This is a genomic window from Collinsella sp. AF31-11 (genome assembly GCF_003475605.1).
Lineage (GTDB): Bacteria > Actinomycetota > Coriobacteriia > Coriobacteriales > Coriobacteriaceae > Collinsella.
Map to the genome: position 1 here is coordinate 1 of NZ_QRQS01000012.1, position 25,599 is coordinate 25,599.

Consider the following 25,599-nt stretch of genomic DNA (forward strand, 5'->3'; position numbering starts at 1 on the left):
ATTAAGTGCTTTCCTTTGCGTGCGGAACTCGCGACAAACTTAACCCCCGCCCTCAGCCCCGGGGACCCTCCCTGCCGTCACATTATTCAACCAGTTTTGCGGGTGTGCGCCGCTGCGCGGCTAGCCCGCGTGCTCCTCGGCGGGGTTGGTCTGATGAATCTTGTTGAACTTTGACCTTTGGCTCATAAAAAAACGGGAGATGCGATCTGCATCCCCCGTTTTTGTTGCGGTTACTCTAGGTCAATAAACTTGGTGCTTATGATTTGGCCGTCGTTGACGAGCATTCTGGCAATAGTGGGACCTCGGGTACCTCTGGGGTAGCTGGCGCTGCCCGGGTTGAGGACCAAGCAACGGCCCACTTGGGCTTCTTTGGTTACGTGGGTGTGGCCGTTGATGGCTACGTCTACGGATCCCACCGGGAGGTCTTCGCGGTAGTGGGCTACAGCGAATTTGAGGCCTTCGTAGGTAAAGAGCGCCAGGCGATCCACATCGGGGCCGTAGTCGCGGTAATAATCGTTGTTGCCCAGTACGGCCCGCACAGGGGCGATGGTGCATAGATGCTCGTAGTCCATCTCCGACGTAAGGTCGCCGGCATGGATAATCAAATCCGCACCTTTAAGCTCGTCTAAGAGCGCGGGCGAAAGATAGCCGTGGGTGTCCGAGATGATGTCGATACGCTTGGCGCTTGCACTGTTCATGGGATCCCTTCCGCAAAAACGATTTGGCAGATACATACAAAAAGGCCCCCCGGCTCCGCAGACGATAGGTCCACAGGGCCGCGGGGCCAGTGTGCTAGAGACTCAGAGCCTTCTTGAGCGGCACGACGCGGCGGCGCGAAACCGGCACGCGTTCGTCGACGCCCGTAATGCCCAGCTGGATGGCGCCCGAGGGCACCGTCTCAACGTCGGTAACGCACGCCAAGTTGACGATATAGCGGCGGTGAACACGGAAGAAGCCAAAGTCGCAGAGCTTGGCCTCAAACTGCGCCAGCGAGGTCGTCGACAAAAAGCGATCATCGACGGTATAGATGCAGGAGTAATCGTCCTTGGCCATGATAAAGCGAATGTCGTCCACGGGAATGAGCACCTTGCGGCCGCCCTTTTCCACCGGGATACGCTCGATGGTCACCTTGCTGTCCGTAACCGGCTTAGCGCGTTGCATGACCTTCTCGATCGCGCGATCCAAGCGAGCTTCCTCGACCGGCTTCATCAGATAATCGACAGCATCCACGTCGAATGCCTCGACCGCATGGTCGCTATACGCAGTCACAAACACGATCGCCGGCGGATTTTTGAGCTTATGCAGCGCCTCGGCAAGTTGCAGGCCCGAGGCACCGGGCATCGAGATATCGAGAAACACGACATCCACGCGACTTTCCATAAGCATCTCGATGGCGGAGCGGACGCTCGACGCCTCCGTGATCGTGCCGATCTTGCCCGTTTGCTCGAGCAAGAAGCGAAGCTCCGAGCGAGCCGGCGCCTCATCATCCACAATCATCGCACGCAGCATAGGGATAAAACCTTTCGTCAACTAACTACGCCGGGCATCCGTCGCATGACGTTGAGCCCGTAGCCTTTTATTTTACTCTTGAATGTCAAAGATGCTCTCTGACAAATCAAGATGAAGAAGCACTTTGGTGCCCTTGCCCGGCGCCGATTCGACACGCGTATAGGAGTGTGGCCCATAAAAGCGATGGATGCGCTCCGAAATATTGTGCATGGCCACACCGGCGCCGCCGCCCTGGGGAGAGCTGGCGTCGGGACGGGCAGAGCGCTCGTCAAACAGTCTGGCGGCGGTACCCTCATCCATGCCCACGCCGTTATCAGCAACGGCAATCAAGATTGCATCCTCGCCGTCTTGGTGAACGGTCACGTCGATCCTCAGGGCGCCGTCATCGCCCATACCATGACGCACGGCGTTCTCGACAATCGGCTGAATCACGAACGCCGGCACCAGCGTATCTTCCACGTCCTCGGACACATCGAACGTTGCAAGCACGCGGTCCTCGCCAAAGCGGGCCTTCTCAAAGGTAAGGTAGCGCTTGGTCTGTGCGACCTCGCGCGAGACCGGAATAAGCGATCCCGAGTTGTCGAGCGTGGCGCGATAGAACGATGAGAACTCACGAAGCAGTTCGCGGGCCCGCAACGGGTCGGTGCGCGTAAACGATGCAATGGTGTTCAGCGTGTTGAACAGGAAGTGCGGGTTAATCTGTGCCTGCAGCGCACGCACCTCGGCGCGCGCCGTGAGTTCCTTTTGCACCTCGAGCTCGTGGATGGCGAGCTGCGTGGACAAGATCTCGGCAAAGCCCGAGGCAAGCGCGTACTGAGTACGGTCGACGGCGCGCGGGGTCTTGTAGTAGAACTTGAGCGTGCCGACGGTACGATCGCCCACCTTGATGGGAGCGATAATGCCGGCGGGGACTTGGTTGTGCGAGCCGTCCGAACCCACGACATCCACCATACGGTTGAACGACTGCACGATGCCATGTTCGATAACGTAGCGCGTTGCAAGCGTGTGGATGGGAGAATCTGGCAATAGTTTTTCCTCAAACTCGCCCGCGCAGGCAAGCACGTTTTCCTCGTCGGTGATGGCCACCGTCATGGCGCGCGTCTCGGGCAAAATGCGCTGGCACACCAAACGCGCCGACTCCTGCGTCAGACCGCCCTTAATGTCCTCGAGCATGGCCGAGGCCACCGAGAGCGTCTCTTCGGTGTACTGCGAGCGCACCGAATCGGGATTGAGCGTCAAAAAGATAAAGATGCACAGAAAGATGCACAGCAGCGCGCAGGCAATCACCGTGGCGATCGGCTCGATGCCGGTCACCAGGGCAAAAATAAAGTACATCAGCACGCAAATGGCGCAGGCAACGGCAATGATGCGAAAGATTGATAATGAACTATCGCGCTGGGCGCGGCGGTCGATCATTCGGCCCCCTCCAGGATACTGATCAGTTGTGCGTCACGCCAAAGCCCGTCCATGATCTTTGGCCAAAAGCTCTGGAAACGCAGGTAGCTTGCAGCGTTTTGGCGCGCATAGGCCTTTGCCTCGTCGATACCATGGCGCCAGATGCGCAGGTAGCCCTCATGCTCGCGGGTAAACACGCTGCGGACCATAGCGGTCTTGCGCACGCGGTCGTCGAGCTCGCGCGAAATCCACGGGCCCGGGTAGGGCATGAGCGATGCCGCCGTAACAGGAATGAGCTCCTTTTGATGCGCGGCGAACGTCAACTTGGCCCGTTCGTAGTACCAACGGTATACATCCTGCATAAAGCGCGGTGAGCGCTTTTCGGACTCTGGAGGCAGATGACGCACGGTCCACTCGTTATCGAACCACACGTCGTAGCCAAACATGCGCATGTTAAAGAGGTAATCCAAGTCCTCGCCGCGGGTGATAAACGGATCAAAGGCCACACGCGTAAAGGCGCGGGCGTGCAGGGCCATCAGGCCGCCGCACACGTAGTTGGAGCGCGAGATGCGGGTGCCCGAGAGCGCCTTTTTCATCCAACGGTTGAACTCGATGCGCTTGGTCCACCAACGATGGCAGATGCCCGCCTTGTCCGTGGGAGCCAGCGGCGATCCGTCGCGATCGTAGAAATAGCCGCTCTTGACCAAGATCGGCAGGCCCTGACGCGTCTGCTGACCCAGCGCGTAGGTCGCGCGCTTCATAAAGTCGGCATCGATGACAGTCTCATCGTCATCCAAAAAGATAACCGCGTCATGCCCCAGCACAGCGGCACAGGCCAGCCCCATGTTGCGGATGGCGCCGTAGCCTCGCAGACTCACGCACTCGCCCGAACCCTTGGGCGCGATCTGAGCAACCCGGTCTGCGATGCGCGAGGCCTGGGTGTTGGTGACAACGGTGACCTTGAGCGTGGGATGCGCGTCGACAATCTCGTGCACGCGCAGCGACACATCGGCTGTGGCAGAAACGGGACAGACCACCAAAAGGATGATGCGCGGGATGTCGCGCACCTGTTCAAGCGAGGCCAGGCAGCGGTCGAGTTCGGGATTGTCGGCGTTGAGTCGTGTCGAATGGTCATAGGTGCCAGGGGCGTTTGCGCGAGCGTCATCGCCCGCCCAATACGTTGGAATCACGACCGTGGCGTTCATGCCTTACCCTCCCTGCAACACAAAAACGGGACGCCGCCAAACACAGGCGACGCCCCGCGACCTAGCTGACTCCATCATACCCACTTGGGCTAATCATTGTTCGAAAGTCAGAATGTTTATTGCGGATAACCCCAAAAGAGTATCGCGGCGGACGCAATTACCGGCAAGTTCCTATGCGGCCTGCTCTGCCGTTTGAGACATGCGGGACAGACGGACCAGCAGCGCAAAGCCCACCACCAGCAGCACGCCGATAGACAGGACGCCCAGCGAGGGGTTGCCGGTCAGCGAGGTGACGACCGACACCAAGAAGGTGCCCATAACACTTGCATAGCGGCCAAAGATATCAAAGAAGCCGTAGTACTCGTTGGACTTTTCCTTGGGAATAATGCGGCCAAAGTAGCTGCGGCTGAGCGCCTGCACGCCGCCCTGGAACAGGCCGACCAAAATGGCAAGCACCCAAAACTCAAAGGCGGTCTTGAGGAAGAATGCGGCAAAGAGCACGATGCCCATATAGGCGGCGACTGCCACCAAGATCATGTTGAGCGTGCCCACGCGGCCGGCGAGCTTGCCGTAGATGATGGCGGACGGGAAAGCCACAAACTGCGTGACGAGCAGCGCCAGGACCAACTGGGTCGAATCGATGCCCAAGGCCGATCCGTAGCTGGTTGCCATGGAGATGACCGTGTGCACGCCATCGATATAGAAGAAGAACGCGATCATGTAGACCAGCACGGTCTTGTTGTGGGCGATCTCGCGCATGGTGTGTCCGACCTCGGAGAACACGCCGCCCACAATGTGGCCGATGGTGTCTTCGGGCTTGCGCTCGCGACCGTATTTTTGCTTATAGGTGCGGATGAGCGGCAAGGTAAAGATGAGCCACCAGGCGCCGGTGATAATAAACGACAGGCGCGTGGCCAACATGGTGGGGACGCCAAGGGCCGGACCGCCCATAATGAGCGCCAGGCAGATGATGAACGGCACGGTGGAACCGATGTAACCCCAAGCGAAGCCCGAACTCGACACGGCGTCCATGCGCTCATCGGTGGTGACATCGGGCAACATGGCGTCGTAGAACGTCATAGACGAGTTGAGACCGATGGTGCACAGCACATAGACGGTCAAAAACGCCATGGCGGACATCGGGATAGCCTGTGCAAAGCAAAGCACGAGACCCGTCAGGAAGAAGCCCAAGAAGAACTTGATCTTGTTGCCGGCGTAATCGGCAAGCGCGCCCAGAATGGGCATGAGCATGGCGATGACCAGTGAGGCGATCGTCTGCGCATTGCCCCAGGCGACCACCAGGTCGGCCGAGGAAGCGCCGGTATTGATGGCGTTAAAGTAAATGGGCACCACCGAGGTATTGAGCAGCACGAGGGCCGAGTTTCCCACATCGTACATGACCCAGTTACGCTCGAGCTTGGTGTATTTCATGGACAGGGACCCTTCGTATTCGCCCGATATGCAGTTAATTCATCGTACCCCAATTGTCCAGAAGCACCGGTAAGGATTCGGCAAAGGGGCACGCATGGGCCTTATTCCTCGCGGTCGAACTCCTCATCGACATTGAGCACGCGACCGCTGTAGTTGACGTGACTGGTCACGGCCTCCATGTCGCCGGTCTCGATAAAACGCGCGACCGTGCACTCGTAATCGACCAGCGCGCGATCAAAGACCTCGGGGAAACTCTCATTCGAGACCTTATCGGTAAAGGGATTCTTCCATGTCAGATGGCCCAGGTTACCGGTGCGCTCGGGCAGCTCCGTCGTCACGCGATGGGCAAGGCCGTCGAGCAGCGAGTAGTCGTGCACCAAGCCCTCAACCAACGAGATCGCGCGCGTCTTTACGGAGCCGGCCGGCTCAATCGCGCGGTAAAGTCGCTGCATATTGGCAACGGCGGCACCGTACTCCCCCGCCGGAATGTCAATGCCGTACACGCGTCCGGCAACATAGCTCATCAGCACGCCGGCAACGCGATTGATACGGTCGGTGGTAACGATCTCGCCCGCCGGCGGGTAATCGTCGACCGTAGCGCCATCGCGTTTAAGCTGCAGCATCAGTACATCCAGGTCGCTTTCGATCACGGCATGGACCTGACTGCTCGAATCCTCAAGCTCTGAATCGGACTCCACGATGCCAAACTGCTGCTCATAGACAAAGGGATGGGCGTTGCGGTCGAGCACGTAATGAGACAGCAGGCCCAGCGCAAAGGCGCGACCCAAGCTGGCGTCGCGCGGCAGCAGATGCGACACGCCGTCGCGCAGGCACGCGAACTGGCGAGACATGCGCGACCGATGCATGACCTGCGCCAGCAGCGTGCAGTCGGAAACACGCGGTGTCAGAATGTGAAAGAAAAACGGGTCGGGGCCTTGGTTGCCCAAGATAAAGGCAATGCGCTCTTCATCGGACGTTATGACGCCCTGCGGAAGACGGTCGATGCTTTCCTCGCCAAACAGATGATGGGTGATAAGCGCGGGCATAATGATCCTTTCGATTTCATTCGATGCCACCCATTATGCCCACCGCGCGCCCATACCAAACCTGCGATGGTAAACGACGGCACGCAAGCCTCTTACGCAAGCCCCAGGTGCGACTTGACCTCGGCGGCACGACGACGGGACACCGGCACCGTCGAGCTCACGCGGTCGAGCCTGAGCTCCATCAACCCCGTGGAGCCAATCTCAACATTGTGCACGTCTTCCAAATTGACCAGATAGCTGCGATGAACGCGAATAAAGCCCTCGGAGCCCAAGCGACGTTCGAGCGAAGAGATCGACTCATTGATCAGGTACGTTCCCTCGGCGCAGATGGCGTTGCAAAAATCGGCGCGCGCCTCAAAGTAGCAGACGTCTGCGGCGGGAATGAACACCTTTTTGCCCCCGCGGTCCACCGTCAGACGCAAAGGCTGGCACGGAGCGTGGATAACACGACGGGCACCCAAGGCTGCCTCAATCTTGTCGAGCGCCTTTGACAAGCGGGCATCCTCGACCGGCTTGACGACGTAATCGACGGCATCGAGGTTATAGGCATCGGCCGCATACTCGGCAAATGCCGTCACAAACACCACGACCGGCGGCGTTTTTAGGTTCTGCAGCGTCTCGGCAAGCTCAATTCCCGAGCGGCCGGGCATCGTGATATCCAAAAACAGCACGTCGGGCTTGTTCGACAGAATCGACTCCACGGCCTCGGTGACATTGCCTGCCTCGGCAATCTGGCCCACACGCGCATCCTTTTCCAGCAGATAGCGTAGCTCCGCCCTAATAGGAGGCTCGTCATCAACCACCAAGATGTTCCAGCCTTCGGACATATGCGCTCCCTCTTTTTCTCTCAATCCAACCGCGTGCTACACCGTCAGCGGCGCCGGCTCATGCGGTTCGCCGTTCAACTCAACGATGACCTGCGTTCCCACGCCCTCCTGGGACTTCACGCGCATGCCGGAATCTTCTCCGTAAAAGAAATGGATGCGCTGAAGCACGTTGAAGAGCGCCAAGCCGCAACCTCGCTTGACGGAGCCGTCGGCGGTAATGCTCTCGGGCCCCTCTCGGCGATGCTGCTCAAACAGATGCGCGCAGACTTCTTCGCTCATACCGATGCCGTCATCTTCGACGCTGATCTCCAAGCCGTCATCGGTCTCGAAAGCCCTAACATGGATAGAAAGCGGCTCGGTCTCGCGCTGCGCATGCTTGATGCAGTTTTCGAGCAACGGCTGCAAGATAAACGGTGGCACCATGCAATCGCGCACCTCAAAGTCGATATCGACCGAGACGCGCAGACGGCCGTCGCCATAACGAGCCTGCATAAGATTGATATAGCGAGTGCCCTGTTCCACCTCGTGCTCGAGCGTTGTAAGGGTATCGGAATCGGACAGTGTCTGACGGTAGTAATTGGAAAAGTCGATGAGCAGCGACCTGGCCTTGTCCGGCTCGGTACGCACGAGCGACACGATGGTGCTGATGGTGTTAAACAGAAAATGAGGATCGACCTGCGATTGCAAGGCGCGCAGCTCCACACGGGCCGTGAGCTCGTCCTGGCGCTCGAGCTCAAAGCTCGCGAGCTGCGTGGAAATGAGGTCGGCAAAGCCCGAGGCAAGCGCCGTCTGGCGCATATCGATGCTGCTCAGACGGGGATAATACAGCTCGAGCGTGCCCACGCAATGCCCACGCACGGTGAGCGGTGCGACAATACCAGCGCGCAGGCGCGGAAAGTAGCCACCCGCCTCGGTCGAGGCATCGCGCGAAAACACGCTTTGCTCACCGCTGTTGATCACGTTGAGCGTAGTCCGCAGCACCACCGGGGTGCCGGCAGGGCACTTTGCCGAGTCCTCGCCCCAGCTTGCCAACACCTGTTTGCCGTCGGTAAAGCAGATGGCAGAGGCGATGGTCTCGGACAGGATGATCTTAGAGGCGCCCAGGGCCGCTTCGGGCGTAAGGCCGCGCGACGTGTAGGCGAATATTTTTGATGCGATGGCGAGCGTACGGTCGGTTGCGCTCGACGTGAGGTCGTCGGGGACCACAAAGACATATGAAAAGAAGAAGCACAGCATGACCAAGCCGGCAATGACGACAACGCCCGGGACGGGGTTGGGATTATCGGTCAAATCCCAGATAAGCAACAGGATAAGCGCCGGAACGACAAAACCGAGCAAGATGGCCTGAACCACATGCTGGGCCGTACGAAAGACCTTGGTCGAGTTGTAGCTCTTGCCTAGAATCAGCCTGTTTAAGTCCACCGTCATCCCCTTTTATCTACCGCGCCCATAGCAATAAAGAGGGCCGCAAGCGACCCTCTCCATTGCATTATGCAATCAAAAACTGTGTTTTACATCCAGCCATCGATGAACGGTAGCTTAGGCGCTGTACTTGTTACCCTCGCCGAAGGTACCGGCCTCGACAATCCAGCCGTCCTTCATAATGACGTCCATGTTGTCGGTGTTGAGCACGTGGATGTCGGCGGCGACGTCACCGTTGACGACCAGCAGGTCGGCGCACTTGCCGGCCTCGATGGAACCGGTCTCGTCCTCGATGTGGCACATCTTGGCACCGTTGAGGGTGGCACAGGTGATGGTCTCGACCGGGGTGAAGCCGATCTTGTCGACGAACTCGTACATCTCCTCGATGGAGCAGGTGCCGTACGGGGTGACGAAGGAGAAGGAGTCGGAGCCGATCGTCATGACGACGCCGCGCTTCTTGGCCTCGCGCAGGCAGTCGTAGTTGCGCTGCAGTTCCTTCTCGACCAGGGTGCCCTCGTACTTGTCGTGCAGCTCGGGGACGTAGACGGGCGGATAGGTGGCGTACCAAGTGGGCAGGAAGGCGATCGTCGGGGTGAAGAAGGTGCCCTGCTCGGCCATGAGGTCCATGGTGCGCTCATCGATATCGAAGCCGTGGATCAGCTGCTCGCAGCCAAAGCGGACGGAATCGTAGGCAGCGGCGTGGTTGTTGTAGCAGTGGCTCCACACGGGGATGCCGACCATCTTGGCCTCTTCGACCACGGCCTGAATCTCCTCGGAGCAGTAGTGCTGGTCGCGGCCGGAGTCCCAGCGCCAGATGCCGCCACCGGTAGCCCAGATCTTGATGGCATCGGGGTTCTCGCGCAGGCGACGGCGGACGGCCTTACGCAGATCCCAAGGACCGTCGACCTGATCGCCCCAGGGGTGCGATTCCTTGTTGAGCTCCTGGCTGCAGTGGTGGGAGTCGCCGTGGCCGGCAACGCGGCAGAAGCCAAGGCCGGTTGCCAGAACGCGCGGGCCCTTGAAGACGCCCTTGTCGATGCAGTCACGGATCTGGATACCAAAGCGGCCGATCTCGCAGACGGTGGTGAGGCCGTGGGTGAGGCAGTCGTAGGCCTGCTTGACGGCGACGGCCTGCTTCTCGAGGAGCGGCTGCATGACCCAGTCGGTGTCATCGTCGGTCAGGTTGCCCGAGAAGTGCAGGTGGGTGTCGATCAGGCCGGGAAGGACGGTCTTGCCGGCGGCGTCGATAACCTCAACGCCCTCGGGAAGGTCCTGCATGACACCGGCGTACTCGATCTTGCCATTGTCGTCGACGAGAACGAGGGAGTTCTCGACCGGCTCGGCACCGGTACCGTCGATGAGCTTGCCGCCAACGATTGCATACTTAGTGGACATGGTTCCTCCTTATGGATCCATATAGTGGGCGAGGCCGCGTTGGGTTAAGGCCTCACAAAACTACCCAAGTGGTGCCGGGTTCGGTGCGCAGGAGAGAGGGCCCCGCACACCCGATCCGTCCCGGCTAGGCGTTATTTTTTGCGGGAATTGGTGAAGGCCATGAGGGCCAGGCCAACAGCCAGCCAGCCGATCACGATGCTCCACTCCACCATGTTGAGGGAGGCGGGAGAGAACGGGATCACGAGCAGGCCAATGATGGTGCCGCAGGCAACGATAGCGAGGCTGATGCCAAACTTGCCGCCGGGCACCTCGTAGGGACGAGGCAGGTCGGGCTCGGTGAAGCGCATGCGCAGGCAAGCGAGGGCGACCATGCCGCAGGAGAAGATGAAGGCGAGAGCCGACACGTTGGTCAGAGGGATGAGCATGTTCTTGCCCAGGAACGGACCGACGACGGTGATGACGCCCAGAACGACGCAGGCGAGCTTGGGAGCGCCGGACTTGGGATCGACCTCGGCGAACTTCTCGGGCAGCTGGCCCTTGCGGCCCATGGCGAGCATGATGCGGCTCGTGGCGCCGTAGAAGGAGTTCATCGGGCCCATGGGCCCAAGCGTGGCGATGACGAGCATGGCCAGGTACAGGAGCATGTTGATGCCCTTGAGGCAGGCAAGCGCGGGAACCGGGCTCTTAACAAACTCATGCCAGTCGAGGATGGTGCCGAACGAGTAGATGCAGACCATGTAGAAGCCGCCGGCGGCCAGCAGAGCCAAGGAGATGATCTTGCCGAACTTGTTCCAGTTGAGGCCCTCGGCTGCTTCCTCAGCCTGCTGAGGAATGGTGTCGAAGCCGGCGTAGAAGAACGGGGTCAGAACCAGGACCGAAACGATGCCTGCGAACAGGCTGGTGCCCTCGGTAGCGGGCTTGCCGCCGCCAGCACCGGTGACCTGGGAGAACACGGGCATGGCGTTGTCCGGCGAGCCGGTGAACAGCGAGACGCCCATGGCGAGCAGCATGCCGCAGAGCAGGGCCTTGGTCAGGAAGGCCTGCAGCTTGGCGGCCGAGCTGGCACCGCGGAAGTTGAGGAAGATGACGTAGGCTGCAAAGCCGAGCGCGATCAGCGTCGGGAACAGGTAAACGTCGGCGCCCAGGATGGTGTAGAGCTTGACGGCGCGCAGCCACTCAAGGCCGGGCAGGCTGCCGAACATCTCGGACACGAGGGTCGAGATGGCGATGGCCTCCCACGGGCACAGGATGCCGTTGCCCAGGGCCAGGAGCCAGCCGGTGATGTAGCTCATCGTACGGCCAAAGCTACGATCGACATACTCGACGATGCCGCCCGAAATGGGGATAGCAGCCGTGAGCTCACCGAAAACAGCTCCGACGGGCACGAGGAAGATTGCGCCCAAGAGGAATGCAATCATAGCGGGAACGGGACCGCCGCCCACGACCATCCAGTCGCCGACCTGCAGAACCCAACCGGTACCGATGATGGCACCGAAACCGATGGTAAAGAAGTTCCAGAGCGAAAGCGTTTTCTTCATGCCGCCGTTGTCCTCGACTGCAACTTCCGCGTTCTTGTCCGCCATTGTTCCCCTCCTTTCCTTTTTGACGCCCCCTGGCGTCACCCCTTGCGCGGCCTGTTCGACCGCGCGCTTTTATTTCGTGGCTTTAAGATACGGCCTCGGCGCCACGCTGCCGCTTATGGCTCGACCGAAGGCAGAACTGCAAAACGAGCGGCGCCGTTTTTGGGACGAACGGCGGGAGACGTCATTCGTCCTGGACGCTTTCATCTTGTCTGCTTTTGGATACCTGTTGCCGTGACGCTTGGCGCGCGGCGCGGCAACGTTCATACCATTTGTCAGGCTTTTGGCGCACATACCCATGTGTCGTGCATCTTTTTATGTAGGATAGACAAGTTACACACGAGGCAAGGTGATTCGAATGGTATACGGATACAATGACGGCGACCAACGGCCACAAAGCGTGCGCCTTGCCGGCCGCACCACGCCAACGCCCAGAAGCACCTCCGACAACGGCAACCAGCAGCGCCCCCAAGAGCAGCCCGGGGCTTCTTCTCGGCAACAAAGCCGTACCGTGCAGCAGTCAGACCGCGTGAGTACGAGCACACGCCAACGCCAGACCGACATATCGCAGCCGCGCCGCTACGATCGCCGTAAGACCGACTACTACGTTAAACGCTCCTTTTCGCGACCTCAACGCGATCGCGGCAATTCCGCCCCTCACCCCGCGTCGCATACCACAAGCCACGTGCTTCCGGCCCGCCGCCTACGCCTTGCGCTTTGCTCCATTGCCGCCTGCCTCGTCTTTGTGTTTTTGGGATCCTGTATCTCCCACGGATCAGCCGGTCTTGAGCCCACTGCCGAGGACAAGCTGCTTAAAGCTCCCGTCGCGCCCGGTTACTCCTTTGCGTTCTCGACCCCACGCTCGCAATGGCAGGCCGGTACCATGCCCCACATCTACCAAATTGACCCCGCATGGTCGGAGCTGTCCTATGCCGGTGGCACTATCCGCGAAAACGCTTGCGGTCCCACTTGCCTCACCATGGTCTATATCTTTAAGACCGGCCACACCGATAAGACGCCGGTCGATATATGCGCGCTGGCCGAAGCCGGCAACTACGCCCCCACTGGTGCCACCGAGTGGTCGTTTATGACAGGCGGTGCGTGGCAGCTGGGACTCAACGGAACACAGCTCTATAACGATCGTGAATCGATTACCCAAGCACTTCACTCGGGTGCGCCCGTTATCGCCGCAGTGCGCCCCGGTACGTTTACCAACGTAGGCCACTACATCGTGCTCTACGGCATCGACAATGCCAATCAGATTGGCGTCTACGACCCCAACTCGGCCAGCCGCAGCGCCCGTCGCTGGGGCGTCGTAGAAGTCCTCAACGAAGTCGAAGCCATGTGGGCCTACTACTAGTCATTGGGCACTCATTGGGGACAGACTTAAATGAGTGGGCGTTGGGGACAGTCTTACGCACTCATTGGGGACAGACTTAAATGAGTGGTCGTTGGGGACAGTCTTACGGACGCCGGCCGAGAGCAGACGAAAAGGGCCATCCCGAACTGCTTGTACTCATTTAAGTCTGTCCCCAATGACCAGCCCCAAGCTGCCGGCAGGAAAGGACCGTCCCCAAGTGCCGGGTTTGTCCCCAATGACTAGGTGAATAGCGAAAGCCCCGCAGTCGGAGCGGACTGCAGGGCTCATGAAGAGAGGTAGTTTGTGGGCGCTTTGCCTGGCGCCCACGAGAGAGGCAACAGAGTAGAGACTACTCGTGGATGCGGGTACCGGAGAGGCCGGCCATGGTCTCAGCGGCCTTGTCCAGGGCGCCGATAATGCAGGTGCGGCCCTTGCGGGAGCGGGCGAACTTGATGGCGGCGCGGACCTTGGGCTCCATGGAACCCTTGCCGAACTGGCCCTCGTCGGCCAGGCGCTCGGCCTCGTCGGCGGTGAGGTCCTCGAGCTCCTCCTGGTCGGGCTTGCCGAAGTTGATGGCGACATGCTCGACGGCGGTCAGCAGGAACAGGACGTCGGCGTCGCAGTCCTCGGCCAGCAGCTCGCCGCCCAGGTCCTTGTCGATGACGGCGGGAACGCCCTTGTAGCAGCCCTTGTTCTCGTAGTCGCGGACGACGGGGATGCCGCCGCCACCGCAGGCGATGACGATGAACTCGTTGTCGAGCAGGTTGAGGATGGAGTCAGCCTCGACGATCTTCTTGGGATCGGGGGAGGCGACGACGCGACGCCAGCCGCGGCCGGAATCCTCGACGAAGACCTTGGAGGGGTCCTCGGCCATGAACTCCTTGGCCTGCTCCTCGGTGTAGAACGGGCCGATCGGCTTGGTCGGGTTCTTGAACGCGGGATCGTCGGGATCGCACTCGATCTGGGTGACGACGGTGGCGGCGTGCCAACGCTTGTAGCGCTTGTGCATCTCGCGGCCGATGCCCTGCTGCAGGTGGTAGCCGATGTAGCCCTGGGACATGGCGCCGCACTCGGGCAGCGGCATCTCGGGGGTGCCGATGGCGTCGTGGGCAGCGGCGAAGGCGTTCTGGATCATGCCGACCTGCGGGCCGTTGCCGTGGGTGATGATGATCTCGTTGCCCTGCTCGATAAGACCGAGGAGAGCGTGGGCGGTGTTGCTCACGGCCTCGATCTGCTCGACGGGGTTGTTGCCGAGGGCGTTGCCGCCGAGGGCGACGACAATACGATCGGGCTTGCCAAGAGGCTTAGACATTGCTGGAATCCTTTCTGTAAAAGGCCTACAACCCATTAATAACCCGTGTCCGTGCGATACGCGAGTTTATTAAGGTTTATATTCTCTTTATCGCTCATTTTATTCATTTTGAAAATAGTGGAGCGGCGAACGGTCGTTTTTACCCGCTCAGCGTAAAGAAGCCCAGCTCAGGCATATCTAAGCCATTTACGTGCAACTTTATTTAAATAGAGCAGAGATTAGAGCAGATTATGCAAACTATATCTTTGCTAAACACAAAACGGACAGCGCAATATCTTACTCGCACTATACGCGATTCTATACATAAATGAGACGAGTATGCACCCCTGCAAAAACATGGGGCTTTTCATCCAACAGAAAGGATAGTCGATCGTGCTTCACCCTGCGGTAAGCGACTGTGAACAAGTTGCGCTGTGCCCAAGCGTCCAAAAAAAATCTAAACGGGGATATTGCTTCGGCTCCCAAGGCGTGATACTTTAGCCAAGTACAGCACGGGCTGGGGCGGCAGGCATCTGTCGTGAAGTTTGGGTTCGGCGACCCCGTGGCTGTCTTCTCCTTTATCCGCCAGCGAGCCCCTTGAGCGACGGATTGAGGAGGTCCTTACTATGACAAAAATGCTCAAGATTACGCTGAATGGTGAGACGTTTCTCGCCGACATGCTCTGGGACAAAGCGCCCGAAGCATGCAGATTGTTCGAAGCGTCCTGTCCGGTCGAGTCGTGCATCTTCTCGGCAAAGATTTGCGATACCGAGGTGACCTATCCCGTATCGGGCCCCATCGCCAACTACGAGCACATCGAGAATCCCGTCTTTAACGAGCCGGCGGGTGCGGTGAGCTGGTACGGCGGCTGGTCTTCGGTCTGTATCTTCTTTGATGTTTGCGAGCCTTTTGGCACCTGCAACATGTTTGCCCGCATCTGCGAGGCCGACCGCGAGCGCTTTGCCACCGCTTGTCGCAACATTTGGGACAATCAGGGCATGTGCATCAAAAACGAAATCGTCGAGATCGAAGCGGAGGCCTAAAGATGATGAATATCGACACCCTGCTTGTACTCGACCTTGCAGAGTACACCACTTCGCTAGAAGCCCTTGCCGACCAAATGATGCTTGAGGAGCCGCGCGATATCGACTATATGCGTCGCCGCAAGCTCGACACTGGCCGCGAGTTCGCAGTATGGAACTTTACCGTCGGCTACTGCATGAACGCTGCCGACGCCCTTTCGCTCCTGCGCGCCCAGGCAGCCGAGAACGTCAACGGCGACACCGCCGACTTGGCCACCCTCAACAACAGCGCCGCGCGCCTGTGCGACTGGTTCTCGGGTGCCTTCGACGTCACCGGCAAGATGGACGACACGACCGCCATCCTCGCCCGCAGCCGCGACCTCTACGCCCAGGTCGAGACCCATGAGCAGTTTGCCGCCCTCACCCGCGCCACCGAGCGCTATCTAGTCCAGCTGCAATTTTGGGTCGATCGCCAGATTCCCTGGCCGGCCATCAGCGACCTGGTCCACGGCTACCGTCTGCGCACCGAAACCGGCGAGACAAGGTAAACCGGACTAGCAGCACCAACCACACCCCATCACGGGGCCCAAAGTAGTAATCAAGAGGCTGGAGACGCAAGCAACAGCGTCCCCAGCCTTTTTGCATGGCACCGCGCCGGCTCGATGGCTTTGAGACCTAAGCGAATCTTCGCTATCTGCCAATTTCTGTATGATTTGGGTCATTTCTAACTGCCAATTTTGTACTTATAGGGGCAATCCTATCTACCAATTTTTGTCATTTAGGAGTTTTAATGCCACCCAGTAAGATCATTGATGGGCTTTTGAACTGGCAAAACAACTCCAATAAAGCGTTGCTTGTTATCAGCTCCCCCTCTATACCCAGAGAAGCGCGTGGTTTCGCGGCAATGCCGCGAAACAGCAACCGGGACAAAAGGCCCTGCCAACCACGCCCCCCGTTCAGCCCCACAATCCGAGGACGTAGTCGTAGCAGGATCTGAGGGCTGCCCTTCGCGGACATTCCGCAGGACGAAAGAACCCCCGCCGCACGAAGTGCGCAGCGGGGGTTCTTTCATGTCCGAGGACGTCCGCGAAGGTCAGCCCTCAGATCCTGCGGTGAGAGACCTAGGCCTCGTTGTACACCGTCTTGAGCTTCAGCAGGTGCTGGTAGCGATCCATGGCGGCCTGCTCGTTCTCCTTGAAGAGCTCCTCGGCGCGCTCGGGGAAGGAACGCGTCAGCGAAGCGTAACGGGCCTCGTTCATCAGGAACTCCTGATAACCGCCCGCGGGCTCCTTGGAATCGAGCGAGAACTTCTTGCCGGCAGCAGCCTCGGGGTTGAAGCGGAAGAGGTTCCAGTAACCGCACTCGACAGCCTTCTTCATCTCGGCCTGGCAGTTCTGCATGCCGCCCTTCTTGATGGAGTGCATCTCGCAGGGGCTGTAGCCGATGATGAGGGACGGGCCGTCGTAGGCCTCGGCCTCATGGATGGCCTTGAGGGTCTGAGCCGGGTTGGCGCCCATGGCAACCTGTGCCACGTAGACGTAGCCGTAGCTCATGGCAATCTCGGCCAGAGACTTCTTCTTGGTCACCTTACCGGCAGCGGCGAACTGAGCGACCTGGCCCAGGTTCGAGGCCTTGGAGGCCTGACCACCGGTGTTGGAGTAGACCTCGGTATCGAAGACGAAGACGTTGACATTGTGGCCGGAAGCCAGGACGTGGTCCAGGCCACCGAAGCCGATGTCGTAGGCCCAGCCGTCGCCGCCGAAGATCCAGAAGGACTTCTTGGTGAGGTAAGCCTTGTCGGCGAGGATCGCCTTGGAAGCGTCGCAGCCGCACTTCTCGAGCTCGGCAACGTAGGCAACGGCAGCGGTCTTGGAAGCCTCGGCGTCGTTGACGGAGTCGATCCAAGCCTGGCCGGCGGCCTTGAGCTCGTCGGACGGACCATCGGCAGCGATGATGTCCTGGGTGGCGGCGATCAGCTTGTTCTGGACGGCCTCGTAACCGACAGCCATGCCCAGACCGTGCTCGGCATTGTCCTCGAACAGGGAGTTGTTCCACGCCGGGCCGTGACCGTCCTTGTCCTTGCAGTAAGGAGCGGTGGCAGCGGGGTTGCCCCAAATGGAGGAGCAGCCGGTGGCGTTGGAGATGAACATGCGGTCGCCGGCGACCTGGGTCACCAGACGTGCATAGGCGGTCTCGGCGCAGCCGGCGCAGGAGCCGGAGAACTCCAGGTAAGGCTGCTTAAACTGGCTGCCCTTGACGTTGGCCGCGATGAGCTCCTTCTTCTCGGAGACGTTCTCGACCATGTAGTCCCAAACGGGCTGCTGGTCCATCTCCTGCTCGGTGGGAGCCATCTCGAGGGCGCCCTTGGGGCAGACCTTGACGCAGTTGGTGCAGCCCATGCAGTCGAGCGGGGACACGGCCATGGTGAACTTCATGCCCTTGGCCTTGGGGCCCATAGCGTCGAGCGTGCGGGTAGCCTCGGGCGCGGCGGCAGCCTCGTCCTCGGTCATCGCGAACGGACGGATGGTGGCATGCGGGCACACATAGGCGCACTGGTTGCACTGGATGCACTTGGTCTCGTCCCAGTGGGGAACGACCACGGCGACGCCGCGCTTCTCGTATGCGGAGGCGCCCAGCTCAAACTGGCCGTCGGCGCAATCGACAAAGGCGGAAACGGGCAGGCTGTCGCCATCCATGCGATCGATGGGCTCGAGCAGGTTCTTGACCTGCTGAGCGATGGCGGACTTGGTCTCCTCGGAGAGCTCGACGGGAGCGGCATCCTCGGCGGTAGCCCAGTCGGCCGGAACCTCGAACTTACGGAAGGCGGTAGCGCCAGCATCGATGGCCTTATGGTTGGCGTCGACGATGGCCTGGCCCTTCTTCATGTAGGACTTGGTAGCCGCGTCCTTCATGTACTGCAGGGCGTCCTCGGCGGGCAGGACCTTGGCCAGCGCGAAGAAGGCGGACTGGAGCACCGTGTTGGTGCGCTTGCCCATACCGACCTTGGCCGCCAGGTCGATAGCGTCGATCAGGTAGACGTTGACGTTGTTGTTCGCGATGTAGCGCTTGGCCACGGCGGGCATGTGCTCGGCGAACTCCTCGTCGCTCCACTGGCAGTTGACCAGGAAGGTGCCACCCGGCTTGACGTCGCGGACCATCTTGAAGCCCTTGACGATGTAGCTGGGGTTATGGCAGGCGACAAAGTCGGCCTTGGTCACGTAGTACGGCGAACGGATCGGGGAATCACCAAAGCGCAGGTGCGAGACGGTGACGCCGCCGGTCTTCTTGGAGTCGTACTGGAAGTAGGCCTGGACGTATTTGTCGGTGTGGTCGCCGATGATCTTGATCGAGTTCTTGTTGGCGCCGACGGTACCGTCGCCACCCAGACCCCAGAACTTGCACTCGATGGTGCCGGGGGCTGCGGTGTTGGGCGCATCCTCGGCCTCAGGCAGGCTCAGGTTGGTCGCGTCGTCGACAATGCCGATGGTGAACTCGCGCTTGGGCTCGTCCTTCTTGAGCTCCTCAAAGACAGCAAATGCGGACGCGGGAGGCGTGTCCTTGCTGCCCAGGCCGTAACGGCCGCCGACGACCTTGATGCCCGTCTTGCCAGCCTCGTAGAGAGCGGAGACGACGTCCTGGTAGAGCGGCTCGCCGATGGAACCCGGCTCCTTGGTGCGGTCCATGACGGCGATCTTCTGGACGGTCTCGGGGAGAACGTCGACGAAGTGCTTGATGGAGAACGGACGGAACAGGCGAACCTTGACCAGGCCAACCTTCTCGCCGTGAGCGTTGAGGTAGTCGATGACTTCCTCGAGCACGTCGCAGAAGGAGCCCATGCAGACGACGACGCGGTCAGCATCGGGAGCGCCGTAGTAGTTGAACAGGCCGTAATCGGTGCCGAGCTTCTCGTTGATCTTCTTCATGTAGCCCTCGACGACGGCAGGGAGCTCGTCGTAGACCTTGTTGCAGGCCTCGCGGTTCTGGAAGAAGATATCGCCGTTCTCGTGGCTGCCGCGGGTGTGCGGGTGCTCAGGGTTGAGCGCGTGGTCGCGGAAAGCCTGGACGGCGTCCATGTCGCACATCTCGGCCAGATCCTTGTAGTCCCACATGGCAACCTTCTGGATCTCGTGGCTGGTGCGGAAACCGTCAAAGAAGTTAAGGAACGGGGTCTTACCCTCGATGGCGGCAAGGTGAGCCACCGGCGAGAGGTCCATGACCTCCTGGACGTTGCCCTCGGCGAGCATGGCGAAACCGGTCTGACGACAGGCCATGACGTCGGAGTGATCGCCAAAAATGTTCAGGGCGTGGGAAGCGACGCAACGCGCGGAGACGTGGAAGACGCCCGGGAGCTGCTCGCCCGCGATCTTGTACATGTTCGGGATCATCAGGAGCAGACCCTGAGAAGCCGTGTAGGTGGTGGTCAGAGCACCGGCACCCAGCGAACCGTGAACGGTACCGGCTGCACCTGCCTCGGACTCCATCTCGACGACCTTGACCGGGGTGCCGAAGATGTTCTTGCGACCCTGGGCCGCCCACTGGTCGACATGGTCGGCCATCGGGCTGGACGGCGTAATGGGATAGATTCCCGCTACCTCGGTGTACGCATACGAAACATATGCGGCCGCCTCGTTGCCGTCCATAGACTTAAACTTACGCGCCATATACCCCTCTCCTCTCATATAGGTATACAGGCCCCGGCGATCGCCGGGATGTTGGCGTGATGGGATTTTCGCTGTTGCTTCCATCATCTGGCAGGCAGACTGAGCAGCAGGTACATGGCGTGGAGAGAAGGCATGCCGAGGCGAGGGGCAGCTGATGCACCCCACAGACTCGACCGCCCGTCTTGCACATGACCGAGCGCTGCAAAGGCCGCATGCCGGATGCTCCCGGGCACGCCCCGGCGATGGGAAGCGCCCGCAACGGAAATCCGCATGCGGGTTTATTGTACCCCGCCGCCAAGCTATATTTCGTCAAATATAGGTGGGCGGTAATAGGTGGGCGGTAAAGGTTTACCTTGGGTGACCGTCAAGGGCCAAAATGGCCCCTCCATCCCCGGGCGACTGGCTCTGGCGCGCCAAGGAGTGTCCCCAAGTGCCGGCAGAAAAGGAGCGTCCCTATCTGCCGGCTAGAGGGCACCGAAGAGGATGGCGTAGGTAGTGGATTCGCCGAGCTTGAGCTCGTCGCCGGGATTGAGTTGGGCGGAACGACCGGGCTCGACCTGAATGCAGACACGCGTGGCCCCGTTTACCACCACGGTTCCGTTGGTGGACGACAAGTCCTCGACGTGCCAGATATTTTGAGCATCGCACCAGATATGGGCATGGCGGGCCGAGACATCGTCGCCGACGTCGGTAATATCGCCCTCACCAGTGGCCAGCGCGCCAATCTCAACACCCTGCTCACTCGGCTGAATCCAGCGCGGGGCACTCACGACAAAACTGTTTTGTATGCGCAGCAAGCCCAAAGGGTGCGCCGGGGCGGGTTCACGTTCGCCCGCGGTCATCGACATGCCAAGCGAACGCGGCGTGGATGTGCCTCCGCCACAGGTCGCGTGCGCGTAGTCGATGGCATAGTTCACCGAGGACCGCACATCCGCCGAACAACCGACGGCGACAAACAGCACCAGCACGGCCTCGGCGCGCTCGGCGGGCATGAGTTCCGCCGCCTGGGACAGGCGATCGAGCGCGTTGCGATAGAGATTCGTGTCCTGGTGGCACTCTTCGAGCGCACGTACCATCGGTTCACCTGCAGGACCGCACACCATATTGATTACAGCCGTGGAGTCCATGGGATTGCGCTGGCGCAGGGCCAGTTGCGACATAATACGCGCAGCCGAGGTACCGTATTCGGCAAAGTAGCGCTGCTGAAGCGTGCCGACCGGCGCGCGAACGATAAAGCGGGAAACCCAAGAGCGATCGGCGGCTCGGCTCTGCGGGCTGCGGCCGTCGGCGAGCGGACGGGACGAAAGCACCAAGCCACACAGCTCGATATGGCTCAGATGCGCCGCGCGCTTAAAGATATCAAACATGGCGCCGCATGGGGTGAGCTCAACTTGAGATGCCATAACCTAGTCCTCCTTGGTCGTAGAAATAGAATCGGACGATACTTCGACAGGTCCGCCAAAAGTGCGGGCAGCTGCGGCGCCACCAGCAAGCGGAGTCGCCATCTGGGCTTTTGTGCGTCGCGGTGCCGAAACGGGAAGTTCAAAGGCAAAGCCCATCGCAAGCAAAAACCACGTAAGTGTATAGGTTGCAATCAGAGCGGCAACAAGGCCGCCCATCACGTCGCGTTGAGAAAAAACGCTACATGCAGCCACAGCCAATACCGGAACCTCGCAGGCAGAAAGCGCAAGCACACCCTGCAGGAACCCCGAGCGCCGATCGCGCGCAAGTGCCCCCGCGGCAACGCCGGCTATGCCTGGCAGCGCCAACGCCAGTGCGGCAATAATACCCGGTAGCGACCCAGACCACACGAGCGATCCCAAAGTCGCCGTCACGCGAGCGCCCGATGCCAGCAGCGCGGCCGAAACCACGACCACAGCCCAAACCACGCCGCAGACGACCGCCGCGCCGACCATCAGCGCGCGACGAACCGCGCGGCCGGACGCATCCATGGGGCACGGCGTGAGCGGCTCGCCACGGAGCGAACGACCGACATTTTGCGCATAGTGGTCACAAAACGCCGAGAGTGCCGCCTCGACCGCCGCCGGCTCGGGACGATCTTTTTGAGAGCTGGACAGACAGGCCATCACCACGTAGAACAGCTGGGCATCGACAAACGCCAGCGCATCGCGTAGCTCCTCGGAATCCGGCTCAAGCCCCAGTTGCTGGGCCTGCTCGGCCGCGGCGAGCGCCACATCGGGCTCACGACGAAGCAGCTGAGTCAAATCGCAACCGGGCGCATGGGCACCAATGGGATAGTCGGGCCGCGTGTCCATCTTGAGACGGTAGGGGCTGGCGATGTCGCGCGTCTTTTTGCGCGAACCCGAGGCGCCCGAAGTGCTCGGCGCGGCTCCGTATGGCGCGACGCCGGCAATAAGCTCGTAAACCGTGCTTGCCGCGGCATAGACGTCGATCGCCGGCGACATACGCAAAGCGCGCAGGTCGGGAATATCGTCGGTGAGCATCTCGGGCGGGGCATAGGCAACCGTCGCGCGACGCAGCGTGGCATAGCGCTCGGTAAAGGATGCCTTGCCGCCGGTACCAGCCACGGCCGACGCAGGCTCAAGCGCCAGCGATGAGCCAAAGTCGATCAGGCACAGGTCAAAGGTGCCCTCGGCAAGCTGCCGATCAAGCGGTAGACGCGCCGTACGCACCATAATATTAGCGGGCGAGATATCGCGATGGACAAAGCCCTCACCCACCAGGCTCATACGGCAGAGCAGATCGAACAGGTCGCGGCCCAAACGCGCCGCCACAAGCGGCGACAGGCGTCCGGCATCGTCCACGGCGAGTCGCGAACGCAAGCGGGCGAGCGTCTCGCCCTCGACCCATTCCATGACAATTGCAGGCACACCGTCGACCTCGCCCCAGCCATAGAGGCGGGGAAAGCCCTTAAGGCCCGAAAGGGCACGATGGCATTCGTATTCCTCGCGAAACGCCGCCTTGAACTTGGCGACCAGCGCCTCGTGAGTAGCATCGTCGTCAAACTCATCGCGCGTCGGCAAGATGAGCTGCTTGAGCGCCACGGCCTCGCCTTGGGCGTTGACGGCACGCGTCACGCGGCCGATACCGCCACGGCGCATGGTGGCATCGTCGGCAAACAGCATCGTAAAACGACGCAGATAGGCAGGCAGTTCGTCCTGACCGAGCGCAATGGCCGGCTCAAAACCGTCGACACGCGCCAAGCGCAGGCCGACCATGGGATCGCGACCGAGCGATTGTGGTGTGGTGGATGCAAGATCGGTCATCATAGGGCAAGCGCCGCCACGTTATTGTTGAAGTTACCGAGCGCGACGTCATCATCGCCGTAATGGCCGACCCATTGACATAGGTTGGTGTAACAGCCCCACAGATTGGCGTACTGCTGATACCACTTTGACCGGGGCGAGAATGTCTGACGACCGAACTCGGCTCGAATGACAAACATCTCCCCGACCAGGCTGTCGCACGGCCTGGGATCTCCCGTAGAGTTATAGGTCGAGACCACGTCATTGGCACGAGAAACATAGCCGTCGAGCATGTTGTACTTGGTCACAAGCCAACTGTGAATGCTCTCTTCCTCAGCAGCGGAAAGGCCACCGGAGTTTGCATCGTTGTCAGTGTTGCCGCCCGTCGAGCCGCCGTTTCCAGACCCTCCGGCAGAGGAACCCGATCCTGAGCCGCCGCCCGAACTCGACGAATCCGAGCCGGAGCCAGAAGTATCCGAGCTACCGGGCTTTCCGGACTGCTGGGCGTCCTGCTCCTTCTGCTGTTCGACCTTACTCACCGTTGCCGCCACGCTATTGTTGGACAACCGATCGATGATCTTGGTGTTGGTGTTGGTGAGCACGATGGTTTTGCCATTGGCAAGCGTGACTTCGTTGTCTGGGGCCTCGGCGCCGTTCGCGTCGTCGGTGCCAAACACAATATGCGCGACCACACTTGTCCAAGCATATCCAGTCGTGGTGCCCAGGTCACTTTTGACCTCATGCCCCACGCGCGGTTCGCGTGCGGCATGCGCCTGCATCATGGACGGCACGGTCATGCCATAGACAGAAACGCCAGCTATGACCAGCACCAGCGAGCAAGACAGCAGTGCGTACGCCCGCGGCGCCAAGCCCAGTCGGCGTCGCATGCGCACCGCGGCGCCGCGCTTTGTCTGAGTGCCACCGGGCCGCATGCGTTCTCCTCCAACAAAAACACGCCGCTCGGGAGCGGCGCATTCATTCGAATCCATATTTGAGTGTATCAGCGAACCCAAAAGGTTGCGAAACGAATGGGCAAATTAAGGATGCGAATGAAAGCATCCATGCGATAAGCGGATACAAAGCATCTTTGTTGCACAACAAACTTACAGTCGCACGGGGAAATTATGGCTACCCCGTGCGTCGCGAGGATAACATACGGCAGGAGCAGGCTCGCCACCTAAATCGTGCGACGGGCCTCAATGGCGCGCCCAAGCGTAAGCTCGTCGGCATACTCCAGGTCGCCGCCCACGGGAAGGCCGCTTGCCAGACGCGACACCTCGACGCCCAGCGGCTTGATAGTGCGGGCTAGGTAGCTCGCCGTGGTCTCGCCCTCAATATTGGGGTTGGTGGCGATGATGACCTCGTGGATGTCCTCGTGGCCCAAGCGTGCCAGCAGCTCACGAATGTGCAGCTGCTCGGGGCCAATCTTGTCCATGGGACTGATCACGCCGCCCAATACGTGGTAGAGACCATGGTAGCTGCCCGTGCGCTCAATCGCCTGGACATCGCGCGGCTCGCCCACCACGCAAATGCGAGTGGTATCGCGCATCGAATCCTGGCAGATGGAGCACTCGTCGGCCGTGGCGTAGTTAAAGCAGCGGCTGCAAAAATGAACCTCCTGCTTAACCTCCAGAATGGCCTCGGCCAAGCGGCGCGCCTCCTCGGCATCGGCCTCGAGCAGGTAATAGGCGATGCGCTGAGCCGACTTGGGGCCAATGCCCGGCAGGCGACCCAGCTCATCGAGCAATTTTTGCAGGCTATGGTTGGCACTCATATATATGCGCGTCTTAGAACGGCATGCCCGGGATGTTGAGACCGCCGGTGATGGCGCCCATCTGCTTGTTGGCGAGCTCGTTGACGCCGCGAACGGCCTCGTTGACGGCAGCCATGATCATATCCTGCAGCATATCGACGTCCTCGGGATCGAGGGCATCGGGATCGATGGTGAGGTTGACGAGCTCCATCTCGCCGTTAACGGTCACCTTGACCATGCCGCCACCGGCAGAGGCGTCGACGGTCTGGGACTTGAGGTTCTCCTGCGCGGCGGCAAGCTGCTCCTGCATCTTGCGAGCCTGCTTCATCATCTGCTGCATGTTCATACCGGCCATGATGGCTCCTTTACGTGCGGCCGCGCGACAAGCTGCAAGGGCAGCCGGAGCACGGCGGGACTTTCAAACTCAAAAATCGTACCACGACGCGGGGCAAGCAAGCGGGGCGGACACGCTACC

General features: G+C 60.4%; 20 protein-coding genes. 3 read left to right on the forward strand and 17 right to left on the reverse strand.

Annotated features, from left to right (window positions below):
* Nucleotides 1–230: 230 nt before the first annotated feature.
* The 10 genes from DWZ22_RS08250 to DWZ22_RS08295 form a co-directional block, all read right to left on the reverse strand.
* On the reverse strand, nt 231–698 hold the full coding sequence (locus DWZ22_RS08250; protein ID WP_118405883.1) for a YfcE family phosphodiesterase: 468 nt from the start codon (nt 696–698) through the stop codon (nt 231–233).
* Nucleotides 699–792: 94 nt separating this feature from the next.
* Nucleotides 793–1,509, reverse strand: a complete 717-nt coding sequence (locus tag DWZ22_RS08255; RefSeq protein ID WP_006235156.1) for a LytTR family DNA-binding domain-containing protein — start codon at nt 1,507–1,509, stop codon at nt 793–795.
* 72 nt (nt 1,510–1,581) lie between these two features.
* Nucleotides 1,582–2,925: a histidine kinase gene (locus DWZ22_RS08260; RefSeq protein ID WP_117735423.1), complete on the reverse strand. Its 1,344-nt coding sequence runs from the start codon at nt 2,923–2,925 to the stop codon at nt 1,582–1,584.
* Nucleotides 2,922–4,109, reverse strand: coding sequence for a glycosyltransferase (locus tag DWZ22_RS08265; RefSeq protein ID WP_117743936.1), 1,188 nt, complete (start codon nt 4,107–4,109; stop codon nt 2,922–2,924). Before DWZ22_RS08265 ends, DWZ22_RS08260 begins: the two co-directional genes overlap by 4 nt.
* A gap of 171 nt (nt 4,110–4,280) precedes the next feature.
* Nucleotides 4,281–5,540 carry an MFS transporter gene (locus DWZ22_RS08270; RefSeq protein WP_117794034.1) on the reverse strand — a complete coding sequence of 420 codons (1,260 nt, stop codon included), beginning with the start codon at nt 5,538–5,540 and terminating at the stop codon, nt 4,281–4,283.
* Between the two features lie 101 nt (nt 5,541–5,641).
* Nucleotides 5,642–6,586, reverse strand: coding sequence for a zinc dependent phospholipase C family protein (locus tag DWZ22_RS08275; protein ID WP_117877545.1), 945 nt, complete (start codon nt 6,584–6,586; stop codon nt 5,642–5,644).
* 92 nt (nt 6,587–6,678) lie between these two features.
* A complete protein-coding gene (locus tag DWZ22_RS08280) occupies nt 6,679–7,413 on the reverse strand; it encodes a LytTR family DNA-binding domain-containing protein (protein ID WP_118405884.1) in 735 nt (244 codons plus the stop codon).
* A gap of 36 nt (nt 7,414–7,449) precedes the next feature.
* On the reverse strand, nt 7,450–8,835 hold the full coding sequence (locus DWZ22_RS08285; RefSeq protein ID WP_233546478.1) for a sensor histidine kinase: 1,386 nt from the start codon (nt 8,833–8,835) through the stop codon (nt 7,450–7,452).
* A 117-nt stretch (nt 8,836–8,952) separates the two neighbouring features.
* Nucleotides 8,953–10,230, reverse strand: coding sequence for an amidohydrolase family protein (locus tag DWZ22_RS08290; protein WP_118405886.1), 1,278 nt, complete (start codon nt 10,228–10,230; stop codon nt 8,953–8,955).
* Nucleotides 10,231–10,361: 131 nt separating this feature from the next.
* Nucleotides 10,362–11,813 (reverse strand): APC family permease, encoded by a 1,452-nt coding sequence (locus DWZ22_RS08295; protein WP_118405887.1) that lies wholly within the window; start codon nt 11,811–11,813, stop codon nt 10,362–10,364.
* A 355-nt stretch (nt 11,814–12,168) separates the two neighbouring features.
* Here DWZ22_RS08295 and DWZ22_RS10500 point away from each other — a divergent pair, with 355 nt between their 5' ends.
* The gene (locus DWZ22_RS10500; RefSeq protein WP_233541718.1) at nt 12,169–13,170 is read left to right on the forward strand and encodes a C39 family peptidase; all 1,002 of its coding nucleotides are present in this window, start codon (nt 12,169–12,171) and stop codon (nt 13,168–13,170) included.
* A 349-nt stretch (nt 13,171–13,519) separates the two neighbouring features.
* Here DWZ22_RS10500 and arcC read toward each other — a convergent pair whose 3' ends face one another.
* On the reverse strand, nt 13,520–14,482 hold the full coding sequence (gene arcC / locus DWZ22_RS08305) for a carbamate kinase (RefSeq protein WP_117735415.1): 963 nt from the start codon (nt 14,480–14,482) through the stop codon (nt 13,520–13,522).
* Between the two features lie 605 nt (nt 14,483–15,087).
* On the opposite strand from arcC, the gene DWZ22_RS08310 reads away from it, so the two are divergent.
* Both DWZ22_RS08310 and DWZ22_RS08315 read left to right on the forward strand, forming a co-directional pair.
* Nucleotides 15,088–15,504 (forward strand): DUF3830 family protein, encoded by a 417-nt coding sequence (locus tag DWZ22_RS08310; RefSeq protein WP_118405888.1) that lies wholly within the window; start codon nt 15,088–15,090, stop codon nt 15,502–15,504.
* A gap of 2 nt (nt 15,505–15,506) precedes the next feature.
* Entirely contained in the window at nt 15,507–16,031 is a 525-nt protein-coding gene (locus tag DWZ22_RS08315; protein ID WP_118405889.1) for a hypothetical protein, read from the forward strand.
* 573 nt (nt 16,032–16,604) lie between these two features.
* Here DWZ22_RS08315 and nifJ read toward each other — a convergent pair.
* From nifJ to DWZ22_RS08345, 6 genes are all read right to left on the reverse strand, one after another.
* Nucleotides 16,605–20,144 carry a pyruvate:ferredoxin (flavodoxin) oxidoreductase gene (gene nifJ, locus DWZ22_RS08320; protein WP_118405890.1) on the reverse strand — a complete coding sequence of 1,180 codons (3,540 nt, stop codon included), beginning with the start codon at nt 20,142–20,144 and terminating at the stop codon, nt 16,605–16,607.
* A 464-nt stretch (nt 20,145–20,608) separates the two neighbouring features.
* Entirely contained in the window at nt 20,609–21,547 is a 939-nt protein-coding gene (locus tag DWZ22_RS08325) for an FHA domain-containing protein (protein WP_117648550.1), read from the reverse strand.
* A gap of 3 nt (nt 21,548–21,550) precedes the next feature.
* Nucleotides 21,551–23,395, reverse strand: a complete 1,845-nt coding sequence (locus tag DWZ22_RS08330) for a hypothetical protein (protein WP_118405891.1) — start codon at nt 23,393–23,395, stop codon at nt 21,551–21,553.
* Nucleotides 23,392–24,303: a hypothetical protein gene (locus DWZ22_RS08335; protein WP_118405892.1), complete on the reverse strand. Its 912-nt coding sequence runs from the start codon at nt 24,301–24,303 to the stop codon at nt 23,392–23,394. The genes DWZ22_RS08330 and DWZ22_RS08335 overlap by 4 nt, the downstream gene beginning before the upstream one ends.
* A gap of 245 nt (nt 24,304–24,548) precedes the next feature.
* Nucleotides 24,549–25,145 carry a recombination mediator RecR gene (gene recR / locus DWZ22_RS08340; RefSeq protein WP_089573257.1) on the reverse strand — a complete coding sequence of 199 codons (597 nt, stop codon included), beginning with the start codon at nt 25,143–25,145 and terminating at the stop codon, nt 24,549–24,551.
* Nucleotides 25,146–25,158: 13 nt separating this feature from the next.
* Nucleotides 25,159–25,479 carry a YbaB/EbfC family nucleoid-associated protein gene (locus DWZ22_RS08345; RefSeq protein WP_006235174.1) on the reverse strand — a complete coding sequence of 107 codons (321 nt, stop codon included), beginning with the start codon at nt 25,477–25,479 and terminating at the stop codon, nt 25,159–25,161.
* Nucleotides 25,480–25,599 lie beyond the last annotated feature (120 nt).